Source organism: Methanosarcina barkeri 3 (assembly GCF_000970305.1).
Classification (GTDB): Archaea; Halobacteriota; Methanosarcinia; order Methanosarcinales; family Methanosarcinaceae; genus Methanosarcina; species Methanosarcina barkeri_A.
In genome coordinates this window covers 3,529,864-3,553,970 of the sequence record NZ_CP009517.1, presented here as the reverse complement: position 1 = coordinate 3,553,970, position 24,107 = coordinate 3,529,864, and the positions used below count along the sequence as shown (strand labels likewise).

At 41.0% G+C, this 24,107-nt stretch carries 20 protein-coding genes, 1 tRNA gene and 1 pseudogene; 19 read left to right on the top strand and 3 right to left on the bottom strand.

The features are described from left to right. Positions 1–43 precede the first annotated feature (43 nt). From MSBR3_RS14495 to MSBR3_RS14460, 8 genes are all read left to right on the top strand, one after another. Positions 44–997: an ABC transporter permease gene (locus MSBR3_RS14495; RefSeq protein ID WP_048108920.1), complete on the top strand. Its 954-nt coding sequence runs from the start codon at positions 44–46 to the stop codon at positions 995–997. Next, positions 984–1,802, top strand: coding sequence for an ABC transporter permease (locus tag MSBR3_RS14490; RefSeq protein WP_048108919.1), 819 nt, complete (start codon positions 984–986; stop codon positions 1,800–1,802). Before MSBR3_RS14495 ends, MSBR3_RS14490 begins: the two co-directional genes overlap by 14 nt. A 12-nt stretch (positions 1,803–1,814) precedes the next feature. Beyond that, positions 1,815–2,759: an ABC transporter ATP-binding protein gene (locus tag MSBR3_RS14485; protein ID WP_048108918.1), complete on the top strand. Its 945-nt coding sequence runs from the start codon at positions 1,815–1,817 to the stop codon at positions 2,757–2,759. Then, the gene (locus tag MSBR3_RS14480; RefSeq protein WP_048108917.1) at positions 2,752–3,525 is read left to right on the top strand and encodes an ATP-binding cassette domain-containing protein; all 774 of its coding nucleotides are present in this window, start codon (positions 2,752–2,754) and stop codon (positions 3,523–3,525) included. Before MSBR3_RS14485 ends, MSBR3_RS14480 begins: the two co-directional genes overlap by 8 nt. A 477-nt stretch (positions 3,526–4,002) precedes the next feature. Then, positions 4,003–4,075, top strand: a tRNA-Asn gene (locus tag MSBR3_RS14475). Positions 4,076–4,639: 564 nt separating this feature from the next. After that, the gene (locus MSBR3_RS14470; protein WP_048108916.1) at positions 4,640–5,563 is read left to right on the top strand and encodes a beta/alpha barrel domain-containing protein; all 924 of its coding nucleotides are present in this window, start codon (positions 4,640–4,642) and stop codon (positions 5,561–5,563) included. A gap of 86 nt (positions 5,564–5,649) precedes the next feature. Next, positions 5,650–7,083: a pyruvate kinase gene (gene pyk, locus MSBR3_RS14465; protein WP_048110582.1), complete on the top strand. Its 1,434-nt coding sequence runs from the start codon at positions 5,650–5,652 to the stop codon at positions 7,081–7,083. A 260-nt stretch (positions 7,084–7,343) separates the two neighbouring features. After that, positions 7,344–8,252 carry a hypothetical protein gene (locus MSBR3_RS14460; RefSeq protein WP_048108915.1) on the top strand — a complete coding sequence of 303 codons (909 nt, stop codon included), beginning with the start codon at positions 7,344–7,346 and terminating at the stop codon, positions 8,250–8,252. 232 nt (positions 8,253–8,484) lie between these two features. Here the strand turns inward: MSBR3_RS14460 and MSBR3_RS20465 are convergent, their stop codons facing one another. Beyond that, entirely contained in the window at positions 8,485–8,673 is a 189-nt protein-coding gene (locus MSBR3_RS20465; protein ID WP_155396830.1) for a hypothetical protein, read from the bottom strand. A 23-nt stretch (positions 8,674–8,696) separates the two neighbouring features. Here MSBR3_RS20465 and MSBR3_RS14455 point away from each other — a divergent pair, with 23 nt between their 5' ends. Further along, positions 8,697–9,056 (top strand): tetratricopeptide repeat protein, encoded by a 360-nt coding sequence (locus MSBR3_RS14455; RefSeq protein WP_048108914.1) that lies wholly within the window; start codon positions 8,697–8,699, stop codon positions 9,054–9,056. A gap of 376 nt (positions 9,057–9,432) precedes the next feature. Here MSBR3_RS14455 and MSBR3_RS14450 read toward each other — a convergent pair whose 3' ends face one another. Next, a complete protein-coding gene (locus MSBR3_RS14450) occupies positions 9,433–10,623 on the bottom strand; it encodes a geranylgeranyl reductase family protein (protein WP_048108913.1) in 1,191 nt (396 codons plus the stop codon). Positions 10,624–10,817: 194 nt separating this feature from the next. Between MSBR3_RS14450 and nifH the strand changes: the two genes are divergently transcribed. From nifH to MSBR3_RS14400, 10 genes are all read left to right on the top strand, one after another. After that, positions 10,818–11,639: a nitrogenase iron protein gene (nifH, locus tag MSBR3_RS14445; RefSeq protein WP_048108912.1), complete on the top strand. Its 822-nt coding sequence runs from the start codon at positions 10,818–10,820 to the stop codon at positions 11,637–11,639. Between the two features lie 55 nt (positions 11,640–11,694). After that, the gene (locus tag MSBR3_RS14440; RefSeq protein WP_048108911.1) at positions 11,695–12,012 is read left to right on the top strand and encodes a P-II family nitrogen regulator; all 318 of its coding nucleotides are present in this window, start codon (positions 11,695–11,697) and stop codon (positions 12,010–12,012) included. 25 nt (positions 12,013–12,037) lie between these two features. Continuing rightward, on the top strand, positions 12,038–12,415 hold the full coding sequence (locus tag MSBR3_RS14435) for a P-II family nitrogen regulator (protein WP_048108910.1): 378 nt from the start codon (positions 12,038–12,040) through the stop codon (positions 12,413–12,415). After that, positions 12,415–14,013 carry a nitrogenase molybdenum-iron protein alpha chain gene (gene nifD / locus MSBR3_RS14430; RefSeq protein WP_048108909.1) on the top strand — a complete coding sequence of 533 codons (1,599 nt, stop codon included), beginning with the start codon at positions 12,415–12,417 and terminating at the stop codon, positions 14,011–14,013. The genes MSBR3_RS14435 and nifD overlap by 1 nt, the downstream gene beginning before the upstream one ends. Positions 14,014–14,040: 27 nt before the next feature. Continuing rightward, positions 14,041–15,411, top strand: coding sequence for a nitrogenase molybdenum-iron protein subunit beta (gene nifK, locus MSBR3_RS14425; RefSeq protein ID WP_048108908.1), 1,371 nt, complete (start codon positions 14,041–14,043; stop codon positions 15,409–15,411). An 80-nt stretch (positions 15,412–15,491) separates the two neighbouring features. Next, positions 15,492–17,096 (top strand): nitrogenase iron-molybdenum cofactor biosynthesis protein NifE, encoded by a 1,605-nt coding sequence (nifE, locus tag MSBR3_RS14420; protein WP_048108907.1) that lies wholly within the window; start codon positions 15,492–15,494, stop codon positions 17,094–17,096. A 12-nt stretch (positions 17,097–17,108) separates the two neighbouring features. After that, on the top strand, positions 17,109–18,539 hold the full coding sequence (locus tag MSBR3_RS14415; protein ID WP_048108906.1) for a nitrogenase component 1: 1,431 nt from the start codon (positions 17,109–17,111) through the stop codon (positions 18,537–18,539). A gap of 1,114 nt (positions 18,540–19,653) precedes the next feature. Continuing rightward, a complete protein-coding gene (locus MSBR3_RS21150; RefSeq protein WP_052723426.1) occupies positions 19,654–20,328 on the top strand; it encodes a hypothetical protein in 675 nt (224 codons plus the stop codon). A gap of 228 nt (positions 20,329–20,556) precedes the next feature. Beyond that, positions 20,557–21,855, top strand: a complete 1,299-nt coding sequence (locus tag MSBR3_RS14405) for a YVTN family beta-propeller repeat protein (RefSeq protein ID WP_048108905.1) — start codon at positions 20,557–20,559, stop codon at positions 21,853–21,855. Positions 21,856–22,391: 536 nt separating this feature from the next. Beyond that, positions 22,392–23,297 carry a hypothetical protein gene (locus MSBR3_RS14400; RefSeq protein ID WP_196296957.1) on the top strand — a complete coding sequence of 302 codons (906 nt, stop codon included), beginning with the start codon at positions 22,392–22,394 and terminating at the stop codon, positions 23,295–23,297. 49 nt (positions 23,298–23,346) lie between these two features. Here the strand turns inward: MSBR3_RS14400 and MSBR3_RS14395 are convergent. After that, positions 23,347–23,772 (bottom strand): annotated as a pseudogene (locus tag MSBR3_RS14395) (helix-turn-helix domain-containing protein); the annotation flags it as partial. Between the last annotated feature and the right edge of the window lie 335 nt (positions 23,773–24,107).

Here is a 24,107-nt window from a genome sequence, read left to right as displayed (position 1 = left end):
CTTAAGGCCTGATATGCTTTAAGTCTCAAATTGCAGATCAGATATGAGAGTTCAGGCGATTATAAAAAAGCTCTGTACAACACTTGTCACAGCTTTGCTTGTCGCATTATTGTGTTTTAGCGTGATGTTCTACTCTCCGGGTAATCCTGCAGAGAAACTATTGCGATATAAAGACCCAACAGGAGGCTTGAACCCGAAAACAGTTGAGATGTATGCGGAAAAGCTGGGTACTAACGGAGATTTTTTTGAACAGTTTGGAGATTGGTTGGCCGGGATTCTGAAAGGCGATTTCGGGACATCATTTAAAACCGGATTACCAGTCCTGCATGAATTTACGACTAGAGCAGGATGTACCATATCGCTGATGTTACTTTCTACGCTTCTCGCGCTTGTCGTAGGATTATCCTTAGGCATTCTGTCAACTCTATATCATAATAAAATTCTAGATAAAATCATTCGTTTTTTTGTTGTGTTCAATATGTCCGTGCCGAGCTTCTGGCTGGCGCTCTTACTCCTATGGATTTTCTCAATTCAACTCCATTTACTGCCCTCATTCGGATTTAATGGATTTTCGAGCCTTATCCTGCCTGTAGCGGTTCTTGGGTTAAGCTATTCAAGTACAATTATCAGAATGACAAAATCATGCCTCATGGATAACCTTTCGAGCGCATACGTTGTTACTGCAAGAGCGAAAGGCTTAAGCGAGAGCTCTATTATGATCAGGCATGTCCTGATAAACATCGCACTTCCTATCATCACCTTATGTGGTACTAACATGACGAGCTTGCTGGGCGGAAGTGTCATTATCGAGAATATATACGGGCTGCCCGGCTTGGGAAACTACCTAATCATGGCAATAATGGTGAAGGATTTTCCGGTTATACTGGGGTTCGTTTTTATATTCGCTTTATTCATTATGCTAATAAACCTCTTGGTGGATCTTACATATACTCTGATCGATCCCAGAGTTAGGATGGCAATGAATGAAAAACAATAAACATATCATTATTGCCCTTACGGTATTAACCGCTATTTTGCTTCTATTTGTCATTGTCTCGCCGTATCTGTTCTCGACTAGTTATGATCTTGATATGAAAAATGCGCTCCAAGCACCAAGTTCTGCGCATTTGTTCGGTAGCGACAATCTTGGCCGTGATTTGTTTGGACGTTCGTTTATCGGTTTGAGGCTTTCTCTGGCGCTAGCGGTCGCCATTCAGATCATTTGCTTATTTGTGGGTGCGATTTTCGGTTCAATTTCTGGTTACTACGGCGGCGTTATCGATAAGGTATATATCATGATTCAAGATGTTGTGATGTCATTTCCAAGCTTAATTGCGTCGTTATGCTTGATCGCCATGCTTGGGCCGGGAATACATACCCTTATTATCGCGTTATCGTGTACAGGTTGGGTGACATATGCCCGCCTGATCCGCAGCGAGGTTGTCAGCCTTAAGGAACTGGACTATATACAGGGTGCACTAGCTATTGGTGCATCAAGCAGTTATGTGCTTTTCAGGCATATCTTTCCGAATGTTCTGCGGCCGCTCATTCCTCTTTTTACTCTTATGATCGGGCATACTGTCCTGGCAATATCAGGGCTTGGTTTTTTGGGTTTTGGCGTACAGCCACCGACCGCGGAAATTGGTCTGATGATCAAGGACGGATTAACCTATATAACACGTGCCCCCTGGATGATCCTGGCCCCAGGATTGCTGCTTTGCTTATACGTATGGCTTTTCAATGCACTCGGAGACGAGCTGCAGGAATGGCTGAATCCCAAGAAAGATTATCTCAACATTTAGGGAAGTATAAGTATGGAAAAACTGCTTGAAATTAAGAATTTATGTACACATTTTGACAGTAGAAACGGGTGCGTTAATGCTGTATGTAATGTCAATATGGATATACATCGCAGGCAAATTGTTGGGCTGATCGGTGAGACCGGCTGCGGTAAATCGGTTCTGGGACAGTCAGTCCTGAAACTTCTCCCGAAGAACGCCTGTATTACTGGTAAGATATTATTCGAAGGTAAAGATATCCTTAAAATGTCTGTTAAGGAACTTAGAGCTGTCAGAGGTCATAGGATCGCATTTATTTGCCAGAACCCGGCTGAAGCGCTTAACCCCCTGATGAAAAACGGAACGCAGATCATGGAATCAGTTAGAATAAATCAGGCATTATCAAAAAAAGAATGTCGCAAAACGTCGATAGACTTACTCAGTATACTCGGTTTTTCAGAACCAAAAGCCATTATGCACAAATATCCCAATGAGCTAAGTGGTGGTATGAAACAGCGAGTCCTTGCAGCAATGGGGATGAGCGGTTATCCCTCTTTATTGATCGCTGACGAACCGACGAAGGGCTTGGATGCTATTAAGCGTAGGCAGGTTATTGCGACGATCAGGAAGTTCACTGAAACAACAGGCTGCGCTGTGTTAATCATCACACATGATCTGAAATTCGCGTCGGTTATCTGTGATACAATCGCTGTGATGTATGCCGGTGAAATTGTTGAAACGGGAGATGTGGAGACACTGTTTAATGACCCAAAACATCCATATTTAATGGCTTTAATAAAGTCGCAGCCATGTAAAGGACTAAATGTTCTAAATGGTACAGTATGCAGTTTAATTGATTTACCTTCTAATTGTAGATTTTTTGACCGCTGTTCATATGCAGCTGGTATCTGCAAAGATCAGCATCCCGACCTTCTTACTCTAAATGAAGCACATAGAGTGAGGTGCCTAAAATATGTTTGAAGTCCGAAATCTTTCAAAGGTTTACAATTCCGGCGTCATACATAAAGCATCTTTGAAGGCTGTTGACGATGTGACGTTTTCTGTTGACAGAGGCGAAACGGTTGGAATAATCGGTGAAAGCGGCTGTGGTAAGACGAGCCTTGCCAAGATGATTCTCAAACTGTTGAAAAACAGTTCGGGGAGTATGTACCTTAACGGTGAAGATGTTTCAAGTATCAGGGGAGAGAAACTGAAGAGCTACAGACGAAAGGTTCAAATCATTTTTCAGAACCCGGAATCGTCGATTAATCCCCACATGAAAATATACGATTGTATCGCCGAAGTGCTCCGAATTAACAAATTAGCATCCAGGAAAAGTGAAGATGAAAAAGCACTGATTAACCATTTGATTAGCATGGTGGGGCTACAGCAGGAACATTTGAACCGATACCCATGGGAGCTTAGCGGCGGTCAGATACAGAGAGTAGTGTTGACCAGGGTATTAGCTTTAAAGCCCGAATTGTTAGTTGCTGATGAACCTACATCCATGCTTGATGTATCCGTTCAAGCTCAAGTTTTAACTCTATTAAGGTCAATGCAAAGAGAACATGGCTTTGCAATGTTATTTATTTCGCATGACCTGGATGTAGTCCGGGTTATGTGTGATCGGGTCATAGTAATGTTTATGGGGAAAATAATAGAATCCGGAACTGTTGATCAGGTGTTCGGTCATCCTTGCCATAATTACACAAAATCATTACTCGAAGAATATGAATGCCTTAGATAAAAAGATGAAAGGTGAATGAAACATAACTATACTTCACTGATAACTATACTTCACTGATAACTATACTTCACTGATAACTATACTTCATGATTAAAACCGAGCAAATTCCAATAAAGCATTATCTTTCTTCAGAAGAATTGCTTAAAAGAATTCAGTCATTAGAGAAAGATACAAGAGTTCTTCAACGCCTTGATTGCTCCACAAAAGAAGTCAAAGAGCTTATTTTCAATGAATTCAGTGTTGAATATATTACTAAGCATCTTAGTAATCTCAAAAAGTTTGGCACGAGACACTCCAAATCATATACGCATGATTATGAGAGTATACGTCATCCGCGTTTGAGTCATCACTTTGTAATGAAGTATAGGCCTATATACTTTTGCGAAATAATTCGGTCAGACCCATAAACTTTATATCCAAAGAAACTCTTGTATAAGAAGGTTCGAGGGCAAGTTATAACAGCTCTCCTATCCGAAAGCCGCTTTAACTCAGTTGGTAGAGTGTCTGGCTGTTAACCAGAATGTCGTAGGTTCGAGCCCTGCAAGCGGCGTAAACTTTTGTGTCTTTAATTTCTTCAATAATTCTATCTTTTGGTTACTTTTTCCTTTAAGTGTGAAATTTTTAAATTTAGTTTACCTGAGCCTGTTCTCGGTTTTACTTAGCCTATTCCCTTTTGTCTATATCATCTGAACTTCCTTTAGATTCTGTTTTTTCTAAACTTCCTTTAGATTCTGTTTTTTCTAAACTTACCTTAGAGTTTGTTTTCTTTAAACTTAATTTAGAGTTTGTTTTCTCTAAATTTGCTTTAAATTTGTTTTTCTAAATTCGCTTTAGAGTTAATCTTATCTAGCTTGCCTATTAATTAAACTTTTAAATTTCCTGAGTAATATTTTTTGTCTAATTTCTTTTTATAAACTACTGGCGAATCAGAAGTTCCAGGAGAATGTTAACAAATTTAATTCCTGAATATACCTATCAGTACTGGGCGGAAAAATTATAAATTTCCGGAAAGGGATAAGGTAGTAAGAGGAATTATAGATAATAAATAAATACACTTTAACAGTATTACTACCATCCAACTAATTACGATTCAATAAAACTGAGGTTTATACACATGATTTCGATTAATAAAGAGGATGTAATCGTACCTCTGGATGTCCCAAAAGCAATGCGTGAAACGTACGTGAACAATTATATGGAGATGACCCGAGGAACCGGCAAGTTAATGCTTTTTGCAGGCGACCAGAAGGTAGAGCATCTCAATGATGATTTTTACGGAGAAGGAGTACCTGAAGACGATGCTGATCCAGAACACCTTTTCAGGATAGCTTCTCAGGCAAAAATCGGAATTTTTGCAACCCAGCTCGGGCTTATTGCTCGCTATGGCATGGACTACAGGGACGTACCGTATCTTGTGAAGGTAAACTCCAAAACCAATCTTGTTGAGACAACGCAGGCTGATCCTTTTAGCAACCTCTGGTATGACGTTGACCAGGTCGTTGAGTTTAAGGAAAACAGTGGGCTCAATATCCTTGGCGTAGGATATACAATTTATCTAGGCAGCGAATTCGAAGCTGAAATGCTTGTTCAGGCTGCTCAGGTAATTTACGATGCTCACCAGCATGGTATGCTGTCCGTACTCTGGATTTACCCACGCGGTGAAGCTGTAAAAGACGAGAAGGACCCACATTTGATTGCAGGAGCAACAGGAGTGGGGGCCTGCCTTGGTACGGACTTTGTAAAGGTCAATTACCCGAAAAAAGAAGGGGAAAAGTCTGCCGAGATCTTTAAGGAAGCCATCAGAGCCGCAGGGCGTACAAGAGTAGTTTGCGCAGGCGGTACAAGCGACGAAGCTGAAACCTTCCTGAAAAAACTCTATGACCAGATTCATATTTCCGGAGCGCAGGGAAATGCAACCGGAAGAAACATTCACCAGAAGCCTCTTGATGAGGCTGTCCGCATGTGCAATGCTGTATATGCAATAACGGTTGAAGATGCAAGCGTCGAGGATGCCCTTAAGATCTATAAGGGTAAATAATAAAGTCTCCGGAAAAGCCTGCAGAAATCCAGTACTAAATATAAAGGCAGCCTTCATAAAGGTTGAACACAAAAGGCCGTGAAAATATGCAAATTCCGGACCATAAAACAAAGATTGTCTGCACTATAGGCCCTGCTTCCTCTTCCGAGGAAGTTATCAGGGAACTTGTGCTTGCTGGCATGAATGTTGCAAGGATCAATTTTTCCCACGGGAGCTTCGAAAGCCATAGCGAAGTAATTCGGAGAGTTCGTAAAGTTGCGGAGGAGCTTGACAGAACAGTTGCAATTCTCGCTGACCTTCCAGGCCCGAAGATCCGTATAGGCAAACTGGAAAAAGAACCTCTCTTACTCCATAAAGGAAATCCCGTAACCCTTACTGTTGAAGAGATTCTCGGAAACGAGACACGCATTTCCGTAAGCTACAAGCAGCTTCCGGAAAGTGTGGTTCCAGGGAGCCTTATTTACTTAAGTGATGGTTTTATCCAGCTTCGCTGCCTGGAAATCTCGGGAAAAGATGTGCTTTGTGAAGTTCTCATCGGAGGGCAGCTCTATTCTCATAAAGGGTTAAACCTACCAGGGGCAAAGATCTTAGTTGATCCTATAACTGGAAAGGATCTTAAAATTCTTGAGTTTGCCCTGAACGAGGGAGTTGATACTTTCAGCATTTCTTTCATAGAAAGTGTGGAAGATATTCGTAAGGTCCGGAATTTTGTTGCAGCTAGAGGAAAGTCCGTATATATTGTTGCTAAAATTGAGCGCAGGCAGGCTGTAGAGAATATTCAGGAAATTCTAAGAGAAACCGATGCTCTCATGGTTGCCAGAGGAGACCTGGGGGTAGAAATTCCTATCCAGGAAGTTCCTTCAGTCCAGAAGGAACTTATCCAAAGTGCAAAACTTCTTGGAATTCCGGTAATTACAGCCACTCAAATGCTGGCTTCAATGACTGATAATATAAGACCTACCCGTGCAGAGGCAACTGATGTTGCTAACGCAATACTCGATGGCACGGATGCAGTCATGCTTTCGGAAGAGACTGCAGTTGGCAATTATCCTGTGGAAGCTGTTGAAATGATGGCAAAGATTGCAAAAACTACAGAAGAATGGCGTTCCAGGACAAAATGGGGACTTGACACTATTATCAAGGGCATAGCTGCAAAAGAAATGTCAATTGACGAGGTAATACCTCTTCAAGTGCATGAAGCTCTGCAAAAATTGCCGGTTGCAGCCGTACTGACCCCAACTCGAAGCGGAGCAACTCCTCGCAGGATTTCGCGCTTCAAGCCTGAAACCTGGATCCTTGCTTTTACCCGTGTCCCGAGAACTTGCAGCTTCCTCTCTTTATCCTATGGCGTTTATCCCGTTGTTGTAAATGAAAATATTGAAAGCTGGGAAAAAGAGACTACTGAGAAAGCCAAAGAAATGGGATTTATAAAAAGTGGAGACATTGTTGTTCTCACTCAGGGACCTTCTTCAGGAAAACCCGGAGGCACAAACATGCTCAAAATCCTCACTCTTGAGTGAAAAAGCGGCATATCGATTCGCGGTAAACAACTCCAGTTTAAACCAGATTACCGATCTAAAATCCTGTATTCGGTTTTATGAGAAGAATCTCAGGAAAACTTCTTACCTCCACAAATCTCAAACCAGTATGTTTAAGTCGATACGTTTAGATATCAGATGTATAATTTCTACTGTCAGAATGTTTAAGCCAATATATTTAGATATCAAGTGCATGATCTCTACTGTCAGAAAAATTAACTTTACGTTATGAGGTTTCATTGATGAAACAAAAGGACCCAGCAAAGAAAAACCAGAAGTATCTGGCTGTTTTTTTAGCATTAACAATGCTTCTGTCAGTCGGTGCGCTCCTCTTTTCAGGTAATAACTCAAACAAAGATAAGAGTGATAATGTTTCTTCTCCCGGAAATGTAGAAGGAAATGATACGATCGCTTTTTCTCAAATTCCTGGCAGGCAGGTCCACCATGAATTCAACTCCATTGCCGATGGACTAAATCTGTCCCCTCAAGGGGTAGTAAGTGCCTCATATGTAGACCTGCAGAAAACGAAAGGGACTCCATTTGAACAGGTCTTTGGGAACGAAACAATGATGTACTCTCTATATGGGGCAGACGTAACCAAACGTTATGGGGCACGTTATGCTGACGGTAACGGGTTCGAACTCCACCAGATTCCGGAGCAGAAAATTTTAATGCCCTGGGGAGCAGTCGAGTATAATAACTATAGTCTCCTTGCAAGGACAAACAATACTTATGACATTTGGAATGTAGTCGGTAGCCCTGTAATCCTTGGCTCTCGACAGAGCGTACAGGATGTAATTGACATACTGGAAGGAAATGCAACTGCTTCAACTGAATACAATAATCTCGTGAACCAGGCGAGTCCTGAAGGAAGCCTCTACCAGGAATTGGCCATGAAAACAGACAACTCCACTATTCCGGCTGATCAGTTATACACGGATCTCAGGAAACTGGATGACGGCAGTTACAGGCAGACTTCACTTTACCTCAATCCTGAGTCCAACTTCACTCAAAAGATCAATGCTATGCAGGCAAACTCCACCGAACGCGGAGTAACCTACAATGTAACTACCTCAGGAAACATCACCAAAGTGATGATTACTTCCGACTTTGGAAGCTTACTTAATGAAACGCAGATGCTTTCACAGTAAGCTTCTAAATTTTTTTCTTTTTTAAACAGCTTAACCTATTTAAACTTATTAATAGTCTGCATTCTAAATATTATTTCCAAAGTTTTAACCGTTTCTGTTTTAATCTAACATTCTTATCTCAGTTTGACATCCTTGTCTCAATTTGACATCTTTATCTCAGTTTGACATCCTTATCTCAGTTTGACATCCTTATCTCAGTTTGACATCCTTATCTCAGTTTGACATCCTTATCTCAGTTTGACATTCCTATATTTTGATTTGATATTCTTATGTATATCATACTATTTTTGTTCCCGGTTTTGATTTCCTTTCCTTTCCTTTCCTTTCCTTTCCTTTCCTTTTTTTTCCTTTCCTTTCTTTTCCCCTCCTTTTTGTTACTCCTGCTAAAAGAAGAATCATCTATTTCTATATCCTGAACCAATCTTCTAAATGGGAGTGATACTATTGGGATTTCTTGACAGCTTATTCAAAAAGAAAATTGAGGGTAAAACTGCAGAGGAGTGGTATAGGCTTGCGACCAGTGAAACCGATCCAGAGAAAAAGATTGAGTATTTCGATAAGGTTCTTAAGCTGAAACCTGATTTTGCAGGAGTATGGAACCTCAGAGGGCTTGAATTTGTAATTCTCAGACGGTATGAAGAAGCCATTGCCTCTTTTGACAAAGCCCTTGAGATCAGGCCTGTCTACCCGGAAGCAAAGTACAATAAAGAAGACGCAGAAACCGAACTGAGAAAGATGGGGGTATCCAAAACAAAAGCCGAAGATCAGAGAGAAAAATCCATTGTAGAAGAAGCAGAAACGTAAAGTAAGAGACTCAAACTTTAATTATTCTTTTCCCTAACTTGCCATTTACTAAAATAAACCTAATTTTTACGTTTTTCTCCCTAAATATTAATATTTTTCCTTTATTTCCTTAAAGGGTATTAACTTCTATTTTTTGTGCACCTATGATTCTTTTCCTACTTTATGCACCTGCTTTCTTTTCCTTTCTTCTGTGCACCTATAATTCTTTTCCTACTTTGTTTCTTTTCCTTTCTTTTGTGCACTATCTTATTTAGCATGAAAATGCTGCCATCAGCGTGCATTTTTCATTTAGTTGTGTATGTTATTCAAGGAATATCACGTTTGTTTTCTCTGGTTTTTCTTATAGCTTATTTTTTTCTCAGTATTTCCATCCAAGTTACTTCTTTCCCCGGTTCAACGCCTGGAGTCCAAGTTTTACGGGTCCGGGGAGTTTTCCGCATTGCATAACTTTCATCTGTTCAGAAGAAATAAGTTTGAAAGCTGCATTCATTAGAGTATCAGACCTCATAATCCCATCCATGAGCTGTCTTGCCTGCACCGAGGTCTCAAGCGCCTGTCCGAATTGAGCCCGCCAGCGGTGGTCGTATTCTTCAAGCTTGCATTTTCCGGCTGCAAATTCGGCTGCAGTTTCTCCTGCTACTTTTCCGGCAATCATTGCAGGAGGAATTCCACCTCCGTTTGTAGCAAAAACCTGGCCTGCTGCATCCCCTACAATCAGCGTGTTTTCAGTTGCAGTTTTTTCCGGAGCGCCATTTACAGGGATAATGCCTGCAATAACGTTCATGATTATGCAGTTCTTCAGTTTTGGTCCTGCAAGCGGGTGATCCAGCATAAAACGGTGCAGGTATTCCTTTGCAGAGATCCCTTTCTCAGCCATACCGCTTCGAATTCCGATTCCTACATTTGCCCGGTCCTGGCCTTCGGGAAAAATCCATGCATAGCCGCCAGGCACAAAATCCTTTCCAAAATACATTTCCAGGCAAGAAGGATCAATATCCACATTCCTGACCTGGTATTCGAGAGCAACCGAGGTTTCCTTTAATTCGGGCTTAAGGGCAAGACCTTTTGATTTTGCTACAAAAGAATTGGGACCGTCAGCTCCGATAATCGCTTTTGCTTTAATTGTATGTTTCCCAAAGGCTCCTGATGTTTCAACATTTGTTCCCTCAATTTTCGTTACGTGGGTTTTGACCATCAGTTCAGCTCCTGCTCTTGCTGCCTGCTCGGCAAGGAACTGGTCATACCTGCGTCGGTCAAGGACTGTTCCCCTGACAGCGAACTCTTTTATATTGCAGTTTGGAGTGATAATACGCTGAGTATCAGTCCTCTGCAGCACACAAGATTCAGGGTAGTTTTTCAGTGTATCCGGAAGCCTGGCCTCATGGAGCAGGGCCTGGACTTCCAAAGCATCGGGAAGGAAGCCAGCACACTGAATAGGACTTCCTATCTCTTTTTTTTTATCAAGAAGAAGCACCGAGGCGCCATTCTCTGCGGCGTACATGGCGGCTGTAGAACCTGCAGGACCTGCACCAACAACGAGTACATCATAAGAAGCTTCGGGAATCATGAAATGGTCTTCCTGTTATTAGTTTCAGCTCTCAATTTACAGGAAATTGTTTATTAATCCTTTCCTAAAGCTCGCAAACAAAGGCAATTATTAATACCGTATCTTTCAATGAAGAGAAAGTTATATATACTATTACATAGTACAACGGTTACCGGCTTCCTATGCCGGGGAAATACTTAAGGAGCAAGGAAAAGATGAGACAGATAGCAATTTACGGAAAAGGTGGAATTGGAAAATCCACGACCACGCAAAATCTTACTGCGGCCCTTTCTACCATGGGCAATAAAATTTTACTTGTAGGATGTGACCCGAAAGCAGATTCCACCAGAATGCTACTTGGTGGTCTGAACCAGAAGACTGTACTTGATACTCTGAGAAGTGAAGGGGATGAAGGAGTTGATCTTGAGACTGTCTTGCAGCCGGGTTTTGGCGGTATAAAGTGTGTGGAATCTGGAGGGCCTGAACCAGGTGTAGGATGTGCAGGCCGAGGAATTATTACTTCAATCGGATTGCTCGAAAATCTTGGAGCATATACCGAGGATCTTGATTATGTATTCTACGACGTACTTGGTGACGTCGTATGTGGCGGATTTGCAATGCCTATCCGAGAAGGAAAAGCCAAAGAAATTTATATAGTTGCAAGCGGAGAACTGATGGCTATCTATGCTGCAAATAACATCTGTAAAGGACTTGCTAAGTTTGCCAAGGGTGGAGCCCGTCTGGGGGGTATTATCTGTAACAGCAGGAAGGTTGACGGAGAACGTGAACTCCTTGAAGCTTTCGCAAAGAAACTTGGAAGTCAGTTAATCCATTTCGTGCCCAGGGACAATATTGTCCAGAGAGCAGAAATCAACAGGAAGACTGTAATCGACTTCGACCCCGAATCCGACCAGGCAAAAGAATACCTGACTCTTGCCGAAAATGTCCAGAATAACAACAAACTTGTTGTTCCGACTCCACTTCCTATGGAAGAGTTGGAAGCAATGATGGTTGAGTTCGGAATTGTTGAGCTCTGATGGTTGAGTTCGGTATTATAGAGCTATAATTGTTGAGTGAAAAGGAGTTAAAATTATGCAGATGATACGTGCAATCATCAGACCGGGTATGGAAAATAAAGTTATCGAGAGTCTCGAAAAAGTGGGTTGTATTTCCCTTACAAAAATGGAAGTTTTCGGAAGGGGAAAGCAGAAAGGGATCCATATAGCAGACATCAACTACGATGAACTGCAGAAGACCATGCTCATTCTTGTGGTAGAAGACGAACATAAGGACAAGGCTATAAAGATCATAATGGAGTCTGCCAGGACCGGAAAATTCGGAGACGGTAGAATCTTCGTAAACCCTGTGGAAGAAGCCTATACCATAAGAACTGGAAAACCAGGACTCTAAAGCCGGATTTTCGGAGGAAAATCCAATGAAAGAGATTACTGCAATTATCAGGATGAATAAAGTCCAGAAAACTAAGGATGTCCTGCTTGAATGCGGCTTTCCTTCGTTTACTGTAAGAAGGGTTATGGGTCGCGGGAAACAAAGAGGGCTCTGCTTTGAATTTAATCCACCTCTGCCAGACCCGGAAAAGGAAGCTGAGACCTGCATTCGCTTTATTCCAAAACGTATGTTCACAATCGTTGTGGATGATGAAAATGTAAACGAAGTGGTCCAGAAAATAATAGAAGTTAATCAGACCGGGAATGTAGGAGACGGAAAGATTTTCGTGTCAAATATTACTGAAGCAATCCGCATCCGGACCGGAGAAAGCGGAGAAGCGACCGTGAATAAGGAGCTGATGTAATGGGAGCAGAAATAGATTCCGGAACTGAAGACAAACAAGAACTTGTTGATAATATGTTAAAAGTGCTCCCCGAAAAGGCTGCAAGGAATAGAAGAAAACACATAGTTGTTAGAGACTGTTCCGCTGAACAACATATAGAAGCTGATGACAAAGTAATTCCAGGTATCCTTACAAACCGTGGATGCGCTTTTGCGGGCTCAAAAGGTGTGGTTTTCGGGCCGATCAAAGACATGGTACATCTTGTTCACGGCCCTATAGGCTGTGCATATTTTACCTGGGGAACCAGGCGAAACCTGGCAAAAGCAGAAGAAGGTGAAGATAACTTCCTTAACTATTCCTTCTGTACGGACATGAAGGAAACTGATATTGTCTTTGGTGGAGAGAAGAAATTAAAGAAAGCCATTGATGAAGTTGTAAAGATTTTTAACCCCAAAGCAATTAGCATCTCTGCGACATGCCCTGTAGGGCTTATTGGAGATGATATAGAGTCCGTTGCCAAGCAGGCTGAAAAAGAGTATGGGATTAAAGTCATCCCCTCACGCTGTGAAGGATACAGAGGAGTTAGCCAATCAGCCGGGCACCACATTGCAAGTAATGCCCTTATGGAAAACCTGATCGGAACCGAGGAACTTGAAAATCCGACACCCTTTGATATTAACGTATTTGGAGAATACAACATAGGAGGAGATTTCTGGGAAATCAAACCAATCCTCGAAAAAATAGGATACAGGATTGTCTCAACTTTCACCGGAGATGGCTCATTCCATAAAATTGCGCAGGCTCACAGGGCAAAACTCAGTATCCTTCTGTGCCATCGTTCTATCAACTACACGAACCGTATGATGGAAGAAAAATACGGACTTCCCTGGCTGAAGGTCAATTATATAGGCACTAAGGGCACTGAAAAATCTCTCCAGAAAATGGCAGAGTTCTTTGACGATCCGGAACTTACAAGGAAAACTGAAGAAATCATTGCCGAAGAAAAAGCAAAGTATAAGGATGAAATCGAGAGGTACAGGAAGAAACTCCAGGGGAAAACTGCCTTTATCTATGCCGGTGGTTCCAGAAGCCATCATTACATAAATCTGTTTGAGGAACTTGGCATGAAAGTAGTTGTTGCAGGTTACCAGTTTGCCCACAGAGACGACTACGAAGGCAGACAGATTATCCCTCAGATAAAAGAAAAAGCTCTTGGCTCAATTCTTGAAGATGTGCATTACGAGAGAGATGAAAATATTAAACCTGCGGTCAGTCCGGAAAGAATTGAAGAGCTGAAAAAGAAAATCGGGCTTATGGAATACGAAGGTCTTTTCCCTGAAGCTAGAGATGGCACCATTGTTATCGATGATCTTAACCATCACGAGACTGAAATCCTTGTAAAGACCCTTAAACCCGATGTCTTTTGCTCTGGGATCAAGGACAAGTACTGGGCTCAGAAGCTTGGAGTTCCGTCAAGGCAGATCCATTCGTACGATTACAGCGGAAGGTATACAGGTTTTTCCGGAGTTTTGAACTTTGCAAAGGACATTGATATGGCTTTGCACAGCCCAACCTGGAGGTTCATACGTCCGCCCTGGAAAGCTGCAGAAGTGGACTGAGAGACAAAAAAGTAAAAGGTGATAAAAATGCTTGACTATACTCCATGTGAAGAAGTAACCAGAGAAGCAGTAACCATTAACCCTGCAAAAATCTGTCAGCCAATAGGCGCAGTCTATGCAGCTCTTGGTGTACACAACTGCATGCCGCACAGTCACGGGTCCCAGGGATGCCTCTCTTACCTGCGTATGTGTTTAAGCAGGCACTACCGGGAAGCTGCCCTGGCAACTACCAGCAGTTTTTCCGAAGGAACTGCAGTCTTTGGAGGAGCTGCAAACCTTAAGGAAGCTCTCGTAAACCTGACTGAAATATACAAACCCGAAGTAATTGCTATTCACACTACCTGCGTAGCCGAAACAATAGGTGACGACGTAGGGGTTATCTTAGAAGATGTAAAGGATCAAGAACTCATAGACCCTTCTATTAAGATCTGTGCAGCTTCTACCCCCAGTTACGTGGGCACCCATATTACCGGCTATGATAATATGGTAAAGTCCTTTGTAACCACTTTTGCCAAAAAGAGCAAGCCAAACGGGAAATTAAACCTCATCCCAGGTTTTGTGGAGCCTGGGGACATACGGGAAATGAAACGCATACTCTCAATAATGGGAATTTCCAGCATTGTGTTTCCAGATACGACAGATGTCTTTGATGCTCCCCTTACCGGAGATCCCGGGATGTATCCGAAAGGTGGGACTCCGATAGGAGACATAGAGGATTCCGCAAACTCAGTTGGGACAATTGCTCTCTGCAGGATGGCAGGAGGCTCGGCTGCAAAAATCCTTGAAAGCCGCTACAAAGTCCCTGCAAAAATAGGGCCCGTTCCTATTGGAATACGGAACACCGATCGTTTCATAATGAATGCGGCAAAACTTGCTAATGTGGCCATTCCTCCCGAACTTGAAGATGAGAGGGGTAGGCTTGTGGATATGATGACTGATGCTCATCCGCACTACCACGGAAAAAGGGTAGCTGTTTACGGAGATCCGGATATCCTTACAGGTCTTACCAGTCTTATAATGGAAATGGGTATGGAGCCTGCTGTAGTACTTACAGGAACTCAGAATTCGGAATTTGAAAAAGAGGTTGAAGAACTCATAGGTCCTGAGTACCCTGAGGCTGATGTAATTTCCGGAGGAGACCTGTTTACCCTTCATCAGATAATTAAGAGAAAGCCTGTGGATCTTCTTATCGGCAATACCTATGGGAAATTCATATCAAGGGCAGAGGATGTTCCCCTTGTCAGGGTAGGCTTCCCGATTATGGACAGAGCAAACCTGCACTACTTCCCTATTATGGGATACGCAGGGGCTGCGAGACTGGTAGAGCGTATAGGAAATACCCTGCTTGACAGGAAAGATAGGGATGCTCCGGATTGGCTGCTTGAAACCATCGAGTAAATCCTTTTTAAAAAATTTACGGAATAACTGGTAAACTGCCGCTGCAAACCTGAAAACAATAGCAGAGGGGAGTGAAGGAAATGAAAGAGAAAATTGGAATAGTGGATACTCTAGAAGAAAGGAAGCCATATATTACCAGAAAACAGGAAAAAGAGCAGGAAATTCCTCTTGCCTGCGATAATAACTCTCTTGCAGGAGCTATCAGCCAGCGAGCCTGTGTTTATTCGGGGGCCAGGGTTGTCTTAAATCCTGTAACCGATGCCATCCACCTCGTCCACGGTCCAATTGGCTGTGCAGGCTATACCTGGGACATAAGAGGTGCAAAATCCAGTGGGATTGAAACAAATCGTACCAGTTTCAGTACGGATATGAAAGAACTCGATGTGGTCTTTGGAGGAGAGAAGAAACTCTCAAGCGCAATCGACGAACTGGTTGGACTCTACCATCCTCCTGTTGTTTTTGTATATTCCACGTGCATTGTCGGAATTATAGGTGACGACCTTGAGTCCGTATGCAAAACTGCAAGCCAGAAGCACAACATTCCTGTAATCCCTGTAAAATCCGAAGGTTTCAAAGGCAACAAGTCCGATGGATACAAGGCTGCCTGTGATGCTTTAAAAAAGCTGATTAAAAAACCTCCGGAAGATCCAACTGCGAAAAAAGCACCCAGGTCCTCTGAAACCATAAAGCCGAAGATTAACATTTTAGGGGATTTCAATGTGGCCGGAGATGTCTGGCTTATAAAGCCTCTCTTTGAAAAGATGGGAATTGAGGTCATAGTCTCAATGACAGGTGACTCAACCGCAGAAGCCATATCCAGAGCAGCAGAAGCTGACCTTAACCTCGTCCAGTGCAGTGGGTCCATGACCTATCTTGCAAAATGGATGCAAATGGAATATGGAATTCCCTACTTAAATGCGAGTTTCTTCGGAATTGAAGATATTTCCCTGGCCCTACGGAAAACTGCGGATTACTTTGGCTCCGAGAAGATGAAACAGCAGGCAGAACAAATCCTGGAAACCGAAATAAACCGTATAATGCCTGAGATCTCCAGGGTTCGAGAAAGGGTCAAAGGAAAGAGGGCTGCTATTTACATGGGAGGACCTGCAAAAGCTCTCACGCTTATCAAAGGCTTTGCTGAACTTGGCATGGAAGTCGTTATTATCGGGACCCAGACCGGGAAAAAAGAAGATTACGAGCAGATCAGTTATTCGGTAAGGGATGGAACGGTTATTGTTGATGATGCAAATCCCCTTGAACTTGCCGAACTGCTTGTGAAACAGAAAGCAGACCTGATGGTTGCAGGCGTAAAGGAGAGATTCATTGCATACAAGCTTGGCATTGCTTTCTGTGACTTCAACCACGACAGGGTGGTGGAGTTCGAAGGTTTTGATGGCTTTGTAAACTTTGTGCAGGAGGTGGATGCTTCCATTAGCAGCCCTGTCTGGAAAGCTGTCAGGCAGCGGACCCTGATACCCGAAGCAGTGGAATCGGAGAATAAATCAGGTAAGATCGAAAAAGCGGCAGTAGCAGCAGGATCAGAGAAGAAATCAGGCAGAATGGAAAAAGCGACAGTAAAAGAAATGATTTCCGAAGAAAATCATGCAACTGAATGTAAAGGTATACTCCTGAAACCTAAATTTTTGCACCAGAAATCCGAAACTGCAGTTGAAAGTCAGGTGTGAGGAGGCATTGAGATGACGAAAAGAAACTATGCAACTGTGAACCCCTGTGTTATGTGCCAGCCTATGGGAAGTGCCCTTGCATTTAAGGGAATCGAGAATACTATGGTTCTTTACCACGGTTCTCAGGGCTGCAGCACCTATATGCGTCTGCATCTTGCCCACCACTTCAGGGAACCTGTGGATATTGCATCAAGCTCGCTCAGTGAAAAAGGAGCAGTATACGGAGGCAGGGAAAACCTGAAAAAAGGACTGAGAAATGTAATTAACAGGTACAACCCGAAAGTAATCGGAGTTGCTACGACCTGCCTTGCCGAAACAATTGGGGACGATGTGCCTGCAATAATCCGTGAGTTCAAAGAAGAGGAAGGAATCGGAGATGACCTTGAGAAAGATATTATAATTGTTCCGGTTTCCACTCCCAGCTATGGGGAAAGCCATGTAAGCGGATATATAAAGGCCCTGGATGCAATTGTCAGGACATTTGCGGAAAAAACTGGAGACGAGAGCGCTGAAAAAGTCCCGAATGAAAAACTTAACGTCATCCCTGTTGAGAGCCTCTCTCCTGCTGATGTACGTGAACTCAAAGAGGTCTTTGAGCTTATGGCCGGAGATTATATTTTCCTGCCTGATATTTCCGAAACCTTTGATGCTCCGCTGAGGGAAGATCTGCCGAAAATTGCGCAGGGTGGTACCCCACTTTTCGAAATTGCCGACATGCCAAACAGTCAGGCAAGCCTGGGCCTGGGTACAGTTAGTAAGAACTTAGCAGTTAACTATCTTGAAGAATCACACGATGTGCCCGGGTATAGCGTTCCAATCCCAATTGGGCTTTCAAATACTGACAGTTTCTTCACTGAGCTGGTCAAAATTCTAGGCTGTCCGATTCCTGTAAAATACCTGCAAGAAAGAGGCAGGCTCCTTGATGCTATGGTTGATGTGCACAAGTACCTGTACGGGGTAAAAGCTGCGATTTATGGAGACCCTGATTTTGTATTCAGCCTCACAACTTTCATGCTGGAACTCGGGATGAACCCGGTTTTGGTAGCTACAGGAAGTAAAAGCAGGGATTTTGAAGCAAAAGTCAGGCAAATAGTTGAAAAAATAAACCCTGAATTTGAACCTGTGGTTTTGAACGGAATTGATTTTGACACTCTTAACGATGCAGTCAGCCAATGTAATCCTGAAATCCTGATAGGAAATTCCAACGGGAGATACATTGCAAAAGCCCGGAACATCCCTCTTGTAAGGGTCGGCTTGCCAATACATGACAGAGTCGGTGCACAGCGCATTCTTACTGTAGGATATAGGGGAGCTATGGAATTCCTGGACAGAATCACTAATGCAATTCTGGAAGCTACCGATACTTTCACCGCACCGGTACAGGCAGAACCGACAGTACATGCCGGAAAGGGAAAAGAAGAGTGTGTGGAAGGAATACGATGAGTAGAAAAACCGGTGATTCTATATTCATAGGCCAAAATTTCTTCGTCCCTCTTCAAAATTTCTTTACCAATCTCAATGAAGTTTTATCACAGGAAGTACAGAAAACACGGAATAGAGGAAGCAGGGACACAATTCTTCCATGCTTTCCGTGTCTTTCGTGCTTATAAAGTAAAAGCAAATACTTAAGTTAAGGACTATAATTATTGTAGTGGTTCTCTGCTTTGGTTTCTTTTCTCGCAGTTTTTTCTGAAGCGTGAACGACTACTACGCTAAACACTTAATGGCTTTTCATCTTTTTTCTAGGTTAAATCAATAACCTTCGGATAAGGCCAGATTTTCAAGTTTGCTATAATCTTTTGAAAGTGTTTTCATTACTGAGGTCTTAAGATATCAAATAAACCTATCCAAAAACATTATCTAATCCACTATGAACAGCAACACTAAAACTGCCATTTTGATATTATGACGGTTTTTGGATAGACTCAATATTAAATTTAATTGCAGAAAATTTTTCATCTGCAAGTTCGGTGTTTTTGGAAAAAAGAAGATCTAAATCTCCTTCATTTTAGTAGCTAGATACAGCCCGTAAACTTCAACAAAAAGATAAATCTAAATTTTTTAGATTCTAGATGTTAAAAAAATTTTATTCAGGTGCATGCACAATATAGTAAGTCTCCGTCCTTTGAAATTTTTAATTGATTACACCGGTATATAGTCAGAGTTGGATAATTTATAGATTAATAAGTCTATATTTTTTAGTTATTAACTTAAATAAGACTTTTATACACTAAGATTGAATAATGCTATCTTTTATACTTATCTTTGAATATGAGTTAAGACATATACTCAAATAAATAATTTATGACCAAATTACTAAATAATCAAAATGTTAATAAGTAACTCAAACTTGAAATTTGTTTAAGAATCATACAGTTAGAGAAATTGGCCGGAAAAGTTATAAGGAGTTAAGTAAGGGAAGTTTATGGAGTTTGAAAGTACCTTCCAAGTCATCCAAACTCCATAAGATAAGCCCCGAGAGGCAGTTATCATGTTTATCTGTGCGAATATTTAAGCTTGCCTGATTCTGCCTCCTGGGGTAGTAAGGAGGATAAATATGAAGTGTAATAAAAGTGGAACAGGCATATTTTTGTTAGTAATGCTACTGGCTAGTATTGCGTTGATACCAGCTGCAAGTGCACAAGAAAATGCGACTAAAAAGGATCTTTCCTTTGGTCCAGAAACTCTTGATAAATTGAAAAATGATCCTAATTTTATTGCAGCTTATGGGAGTATACCTTCATTTGGATCTTCGGAAGAGAGAGAAAAATGGCTTGATAAGCTTGATAAAATATATAGTGAAAGTAATTCGGAAATGTCGGAGTATATGTATCCAAATGGACCTGTTACAAATTATGGTTATACCTTTGATGGCGTTCTCAAAGTAGCTGTTAATAAAACGGTTGAAGAACCTTTCATGGGCGAAATATACCATATATTTGACTCAAAAGCGAGCTCTATAGGGATTAAAGAAGTTCCTTTGGTGTTTATGCGTGAAGATCTTGTTGTGCCAGTAGACGAAGTGACTCCAGCTGTTAAACAGACTAATTTGTCTACATCTAAAGAAGAGAATAATGAGAAACCCAATAATTCAAGCAGTAATAATTCTGAATCTGATAATGATAGTAACCCAAGTGAAAATGACTCGAGCAAAAATAACTCTACTCCAGGTTTCGGATTATTAGGGAACTTGACCTGCCTTTATGGGGGATGGAAACTCAAGAAAAAGTAATGTGAGACTTGAAGAACCTGAAGTATTAGTATTAATGATCTATTGTCTCTCAAAATGATCTATTGTCTCTCAAGTCTGATGTACAAACTTAAGAAACACGATATATCGAAACACTGCACATCATGAGGGATTTAAATTCTTCAATTTTTATGTGCTGGTATAAACAAAATTCAGGAGAGAGTCGCTGATGTTGTTGCTTTTTAATGAATCCATAAGTTGGGGTTTAAAATGGAAGAAATAACATGTGATAAAATAAATCGAGAGCATACTCTCATAAGAGTTTTGGGAATAACTTCACTTACGATTTTAATATTAGCTGGTGTAGCAGGTGCATCGCCATTTGCATATGTTTCTAACCATCACAGCAATAATATTTCTGTAATTGACATAACCACAAATAAGGTTACAGCCACAGTAGATGTAGGAGACCATCCTACTGGAGTTGCAGTCAGTCCAGATGGGAATAAGGCATATGTGGTGAATGCAGGTAGCAACACTGTTTCTATAATTGACACTGCCAAAAATAAGGTTATAGACACAGTGAAAGTAGGAACCTATCCTCAAAGAATTGCAGTCAGCCCGGATGGGAAAAAAGCATATGTGACAAGTTTCAGCAACAACACTGTTTCTGTAATTGACACGGCAACAACTAATGTTACAGCCACAGTAGATGTAGGAAACTTTCCTCGCGGAGTTGCAGTCAGCCCGGATGGGAAAAAGGCGTATGTGACGAATTCTGGCGGTGACTCAACTAACTTTACAGGTACAGTCTCTGTAATTGACACAGCCACAAACGCTGTTGCAGCCACAATACATACAGGAAACAACTCACTTGAAGTTGCATTCAGTCCGGACGGAACAAAGGCATATGTGATGAACTCCAATATTTACTATGACCCCCCAGCTACTGTTTCGATAATTAACACAGCCACAAATAAGGTTACAGCCACAGTGAATGTAGGAGACACTCCTCACGGAGTTGCAGTCAGCCCAGATGGGAAAAAGGTATATGTAACCGTGATGCAGTTTCCTGATCCCGATTCACGTACAGGTGCTGTTAATATAATAGATACAGTCACAAACAAGGTTACAGCCACTGTACCTGTAGGAAAGGCACCTTGTGGAATCGAAGTCACTCCAGATGGAACAAAGATATATGTGGTAAATTATGCAAGCCACACTGTCTCTGTAATTGACACAGCTACAAACAATGTTACAGATACAGTGAACGTAGGAAAATATCCTATTGAAGTTGCCTTTGGGGGTTTTAATGATTCTAATATGACTGGTCAAAGCACAAAAGTAATTTCCAATGCAACTGAAAGTTCAGGAGTTGAAAAAACTAACTTATCATCATCTGAAGAAAAAAAAGCTGTCGAATTTAATAATTCAAAAAATAATTCTGAATCTGATAATAGCAGCAGTCCAGGTGAAAATGAATCGAGCAAAAATAACTCTACTCCAGATTTTAGTTTATTGGGAGGCTTGATCTGTCTTTATGGAGGGTGGAAGTTTAGCAAGAAGTGATACAGGGCTTGGATTGCCAGACAGCTGAAAGGCATAATGTCTTTTTGTGTGTTTGTTTTCAGCCTCTTGAGGAAAAAAGAAGGGCTAATCCCTGTCAACTTCAGCAAAACAATAAATTTAAGGTTTTTATCTCAAAGTAAAACAATTTTACTCAGGTGCGTACACAATAACTGTAAGTTCCCGTCCTTCATTAACAATCATCCAAACAACTTTAACACGACTACTACACAGTCATAACGGCTAAAGTTTTGCTTGAGACAGCACAATATAATGCAGGTCTAACAGAAATACATAAAGAGTTAAAAGCAGATATTGGAAATTGAAACATGTGTTCTATCCCACTTATGAGCTGAAAAACAGTTTTCATTCTATTTTTTAAGCACCTTTGATATTAAGCAGTTACACTACTAGATCGAATATCAGCTGTAGACAGGCTGTCTGGAGACAGGTTTAGTAACGCAAACAAGTCCCTATATATGAATTATAGTGAAGAACACATTTCATCCAGCTACTTAAAAATACAAGGTGGGATAAGCTTGAGAAAAAGAAATCTTCTACTCATTCCCATATTTTTGATTCTTCTAGTCATGGGTCTATTTGTCCACGGCATTTACATGAATGAGGTAGATTGGAGAAACGATGGTCAAAGATATCAATGTCTTTATTCCGTCAAAGTGACTGGCCTTTCTGGAAGAGAAGTACAGGGGATGACCGTAATAATGGTTCCTATCCCTGCATCTAAGGAAGGCAGGTTTTTTACTCCTCCTGCACAAAAAGATCCTTATTTTACCCAGAAGTTAATTCATAAAACCTTTAATTGGTCTGAGCAATACCACAAAGGCCCTTATTTCAGAAACATGACTGAAATTTTTGACAATAAAGAGATAGATTCAGGGAACTGGATAACTTTCATTGCAGAAACCGAGAAAGGCCACATGCTCGGATTCAAAACAAACAAAACCCGACTCAAAGATATTGATTATATTACTAGCTTTGTTGCAGATAATTTCGATGTTTTTGATCCCATAAATAATGGAAGCCCGATGATATTCCCTGTTGAAAATGTTTCTAATGTTTCTTCGGTGCCTTATGGAAAATACACTAAATATGCCTCTTATCCTACATATGATACCTATGTCTATTTAAGTGACAATCTAAAAGAAGAAGAAAACATACTTTTCTTTGTCTATTTGAACGCAAATAACGACCCAACAGAGTGGCCTAGAGAATACTTTGGTTGGTATAACAATCTTCTAGCAGCAAAAGTTAATGACACTGGCTATGTAAAAGTCAAGGCTATTCTGGGGCAGAAGCTAGGTGAAAACGACAGTCTTGATGTATTGGGTAGTCAGTATGCTTTTGATTATTATGAAAATAAAACGTCTCACGTTATAAACGAAACTACAACTACACAAATGCATGAGATTGCTTTAGGCACATAACGACTTACTGTTACTGTTTTTCAGTTCACGTATGTAAACCCTACTTAGAATAGATTTCATAATAATACATATTAAAATTATGTAATATTACCCCTATTTGTTTTTGTGAATATTCTACATCGTGTTTTTCCTTTATTAATTCCAAAAATTTCTCTAGTAGTTCAATAATCCGTCTCATTCAGTAATTTCTTAATTCTATCATTTGTTCATCGGTAAGTTTAGATTTTCTTCCTCCACAAAATTGTGGCATTAAAGAGGTGTAACCGCCTTTGTTCCAATCTTCCTGCCAATGATATCCTGTTTTCTTAGTAACTCGAGTTTTAATAGCAGCTTTTTTAATAGAATCTCCTAAATATCTGAATTTGACAAAATAACGTTTTTTAAGCACTCTAGAGTTTTTTTCATGAGTAATCAAGGAGTTAAGTTCATTAAGAGTTACCTTTCGATCAATGACAATTTGTTCCTTTCCCACTATAAAAGGATACAGGACCTAATACATGTAGTAGTCTACGTTAAGAACTATAATTACTGGATATTAACACTTAGTATTACGTCATTCGTAGTCCTTTCCTTAATTCCAAAGACGTATACCTGAATTTTCCAGACGTCAATGATCTTAGATCAGAATCTTAATCTATCTGATTTTATATATTTACATAAGTTTATAGGGCACTTCCCTTCTGAAAGCCAACGTTAACTGAATTTCGGAAATTTTTGGTTTATATATTTGTAATATGCATTTATTATGCATTTATGGTAATTATTGCCCTTTATTCAATTGTATACTCATTATTTTTAAAACAACTCTCA

Excerpts from the sequence above, each read along its gene's own strand:
- MSBR3_RS14495 (WP_048108920.1), top strand. The coding sequence starts at position 44 with ATGAGAGTTCAGGCGATTATAAAAAAGCTCTGTACAACACTTGTCACA.
- MSBR3_RS14490 (WP_048108919.1), top strand. The coding sequence starts at position 984 with ATGAAAAACAATAAACATATCATTATTGCCCTTACGGTATTAACCGCT.
- MSBR3_RS14485 (WP_048108918.1), top strand. The coding sequence starts at position 1,815 with ATGGAAAAACTGCTTGAAATTAAGAATTTATGTACACATTTTGACAGT.
- MSBR3_RS14480 (WP_048108917.1), top strand. The coding sequence starts at position 2,752 with ATGTTTGAAGTCCGAAATCTTTCAAAGGTTTACAATTCCGGCGTCATA.
- MSBR3_RS14470 (WP_048108916.1), top strand. The coding sequence starts at position 4,640 with ATGATTTCGATTAATAAAGAGGATGTAATCGTACCTCTGGATGTCCCA.
- pyk (WP_048110582.1), top strand. The coding sequence starts at position 5,650 with ATGCAAATTCCGGACCATAAAACAAAGATTGTCTGCACTATAGGCCCT.
- MSBR3_RS14460 (WP_048108915.1), top strand. The coding sequence starts at position 7,344 with ATGAAACAAAAGGACCCAGCAAAGAAAAACCAGAAGTATCTGGCTGTT.
- MSBR3_RS14450 (WP_048108913.1), bottom strand. The coding sequence starts at position 10,623 with ATGATTCCCGAAGCTTCTTATGATGTACTCGTTGTTGGTGCAGGTCCT.
- nifH (WP_048108912.1), top strand. The coding sequence starts at position 10,818 with ATGAGACAGATAGCAATTTACGGAAAAGGTGGAATTGGAAAATCCACG.
- MSBR3_RS14440 (WP_048108911.1), top strand. The coding sequence starts at position 11,695 with ATGCAGATGATACGTGCAATCATCAGACCGGGTATGGAAAATAAAGTT.
- MSBR3_RS14435 (WP_048108910.1), top strand. The coding sequence starts at position 12,038 with ATGAAAGAGATTACTGCAATTATCAGGATGAATAAAGTCCAGAAAACT.
- nifD (WP_048108909.1), top strand. The coding sequence starts at position 12,415 with ATGGGAGCAGAAATAGATTCCGGAACTGAAGACAAACAAGAACTTGTT.
- nifK (WP_048108908.1), top strand. The coding sequence starts at position 14,041 with ATGCTTGACTATACTCCATGTGAAGAAGTAACCAGAGAAGCAGTAACC.
- nifE (WP_048108907.1), top strand. The coding sequence starts at position 15,492 with ATGAAAGAGAAAATTGGAATAGTGGATACTCTAGAAGAAAGGAAGCCA.
- MSBR3_RS14415 (WP_048108906.1), top strand. The coding sequence starts at position 17,109 with ATGACGAAAAGAAACTATGCAACTGTGAACCCCTGTGTTATGTGCCAG.
- MSBR3_RS21150 (WP_052723426.1), top strand. The coding sequence starts at position 19,654 with ATGAAGTGTAATAAAAGTGGAACAGGCATATTTTTGTTAGTAATGCTA.
- MSBR3_RS14405 (WP_048108905.1), top strand. The coding sequence starts at position 20,557 with ATGGAAGAAATAACATGTGATAAAATAAATCGAGAGCATACTCTCATA.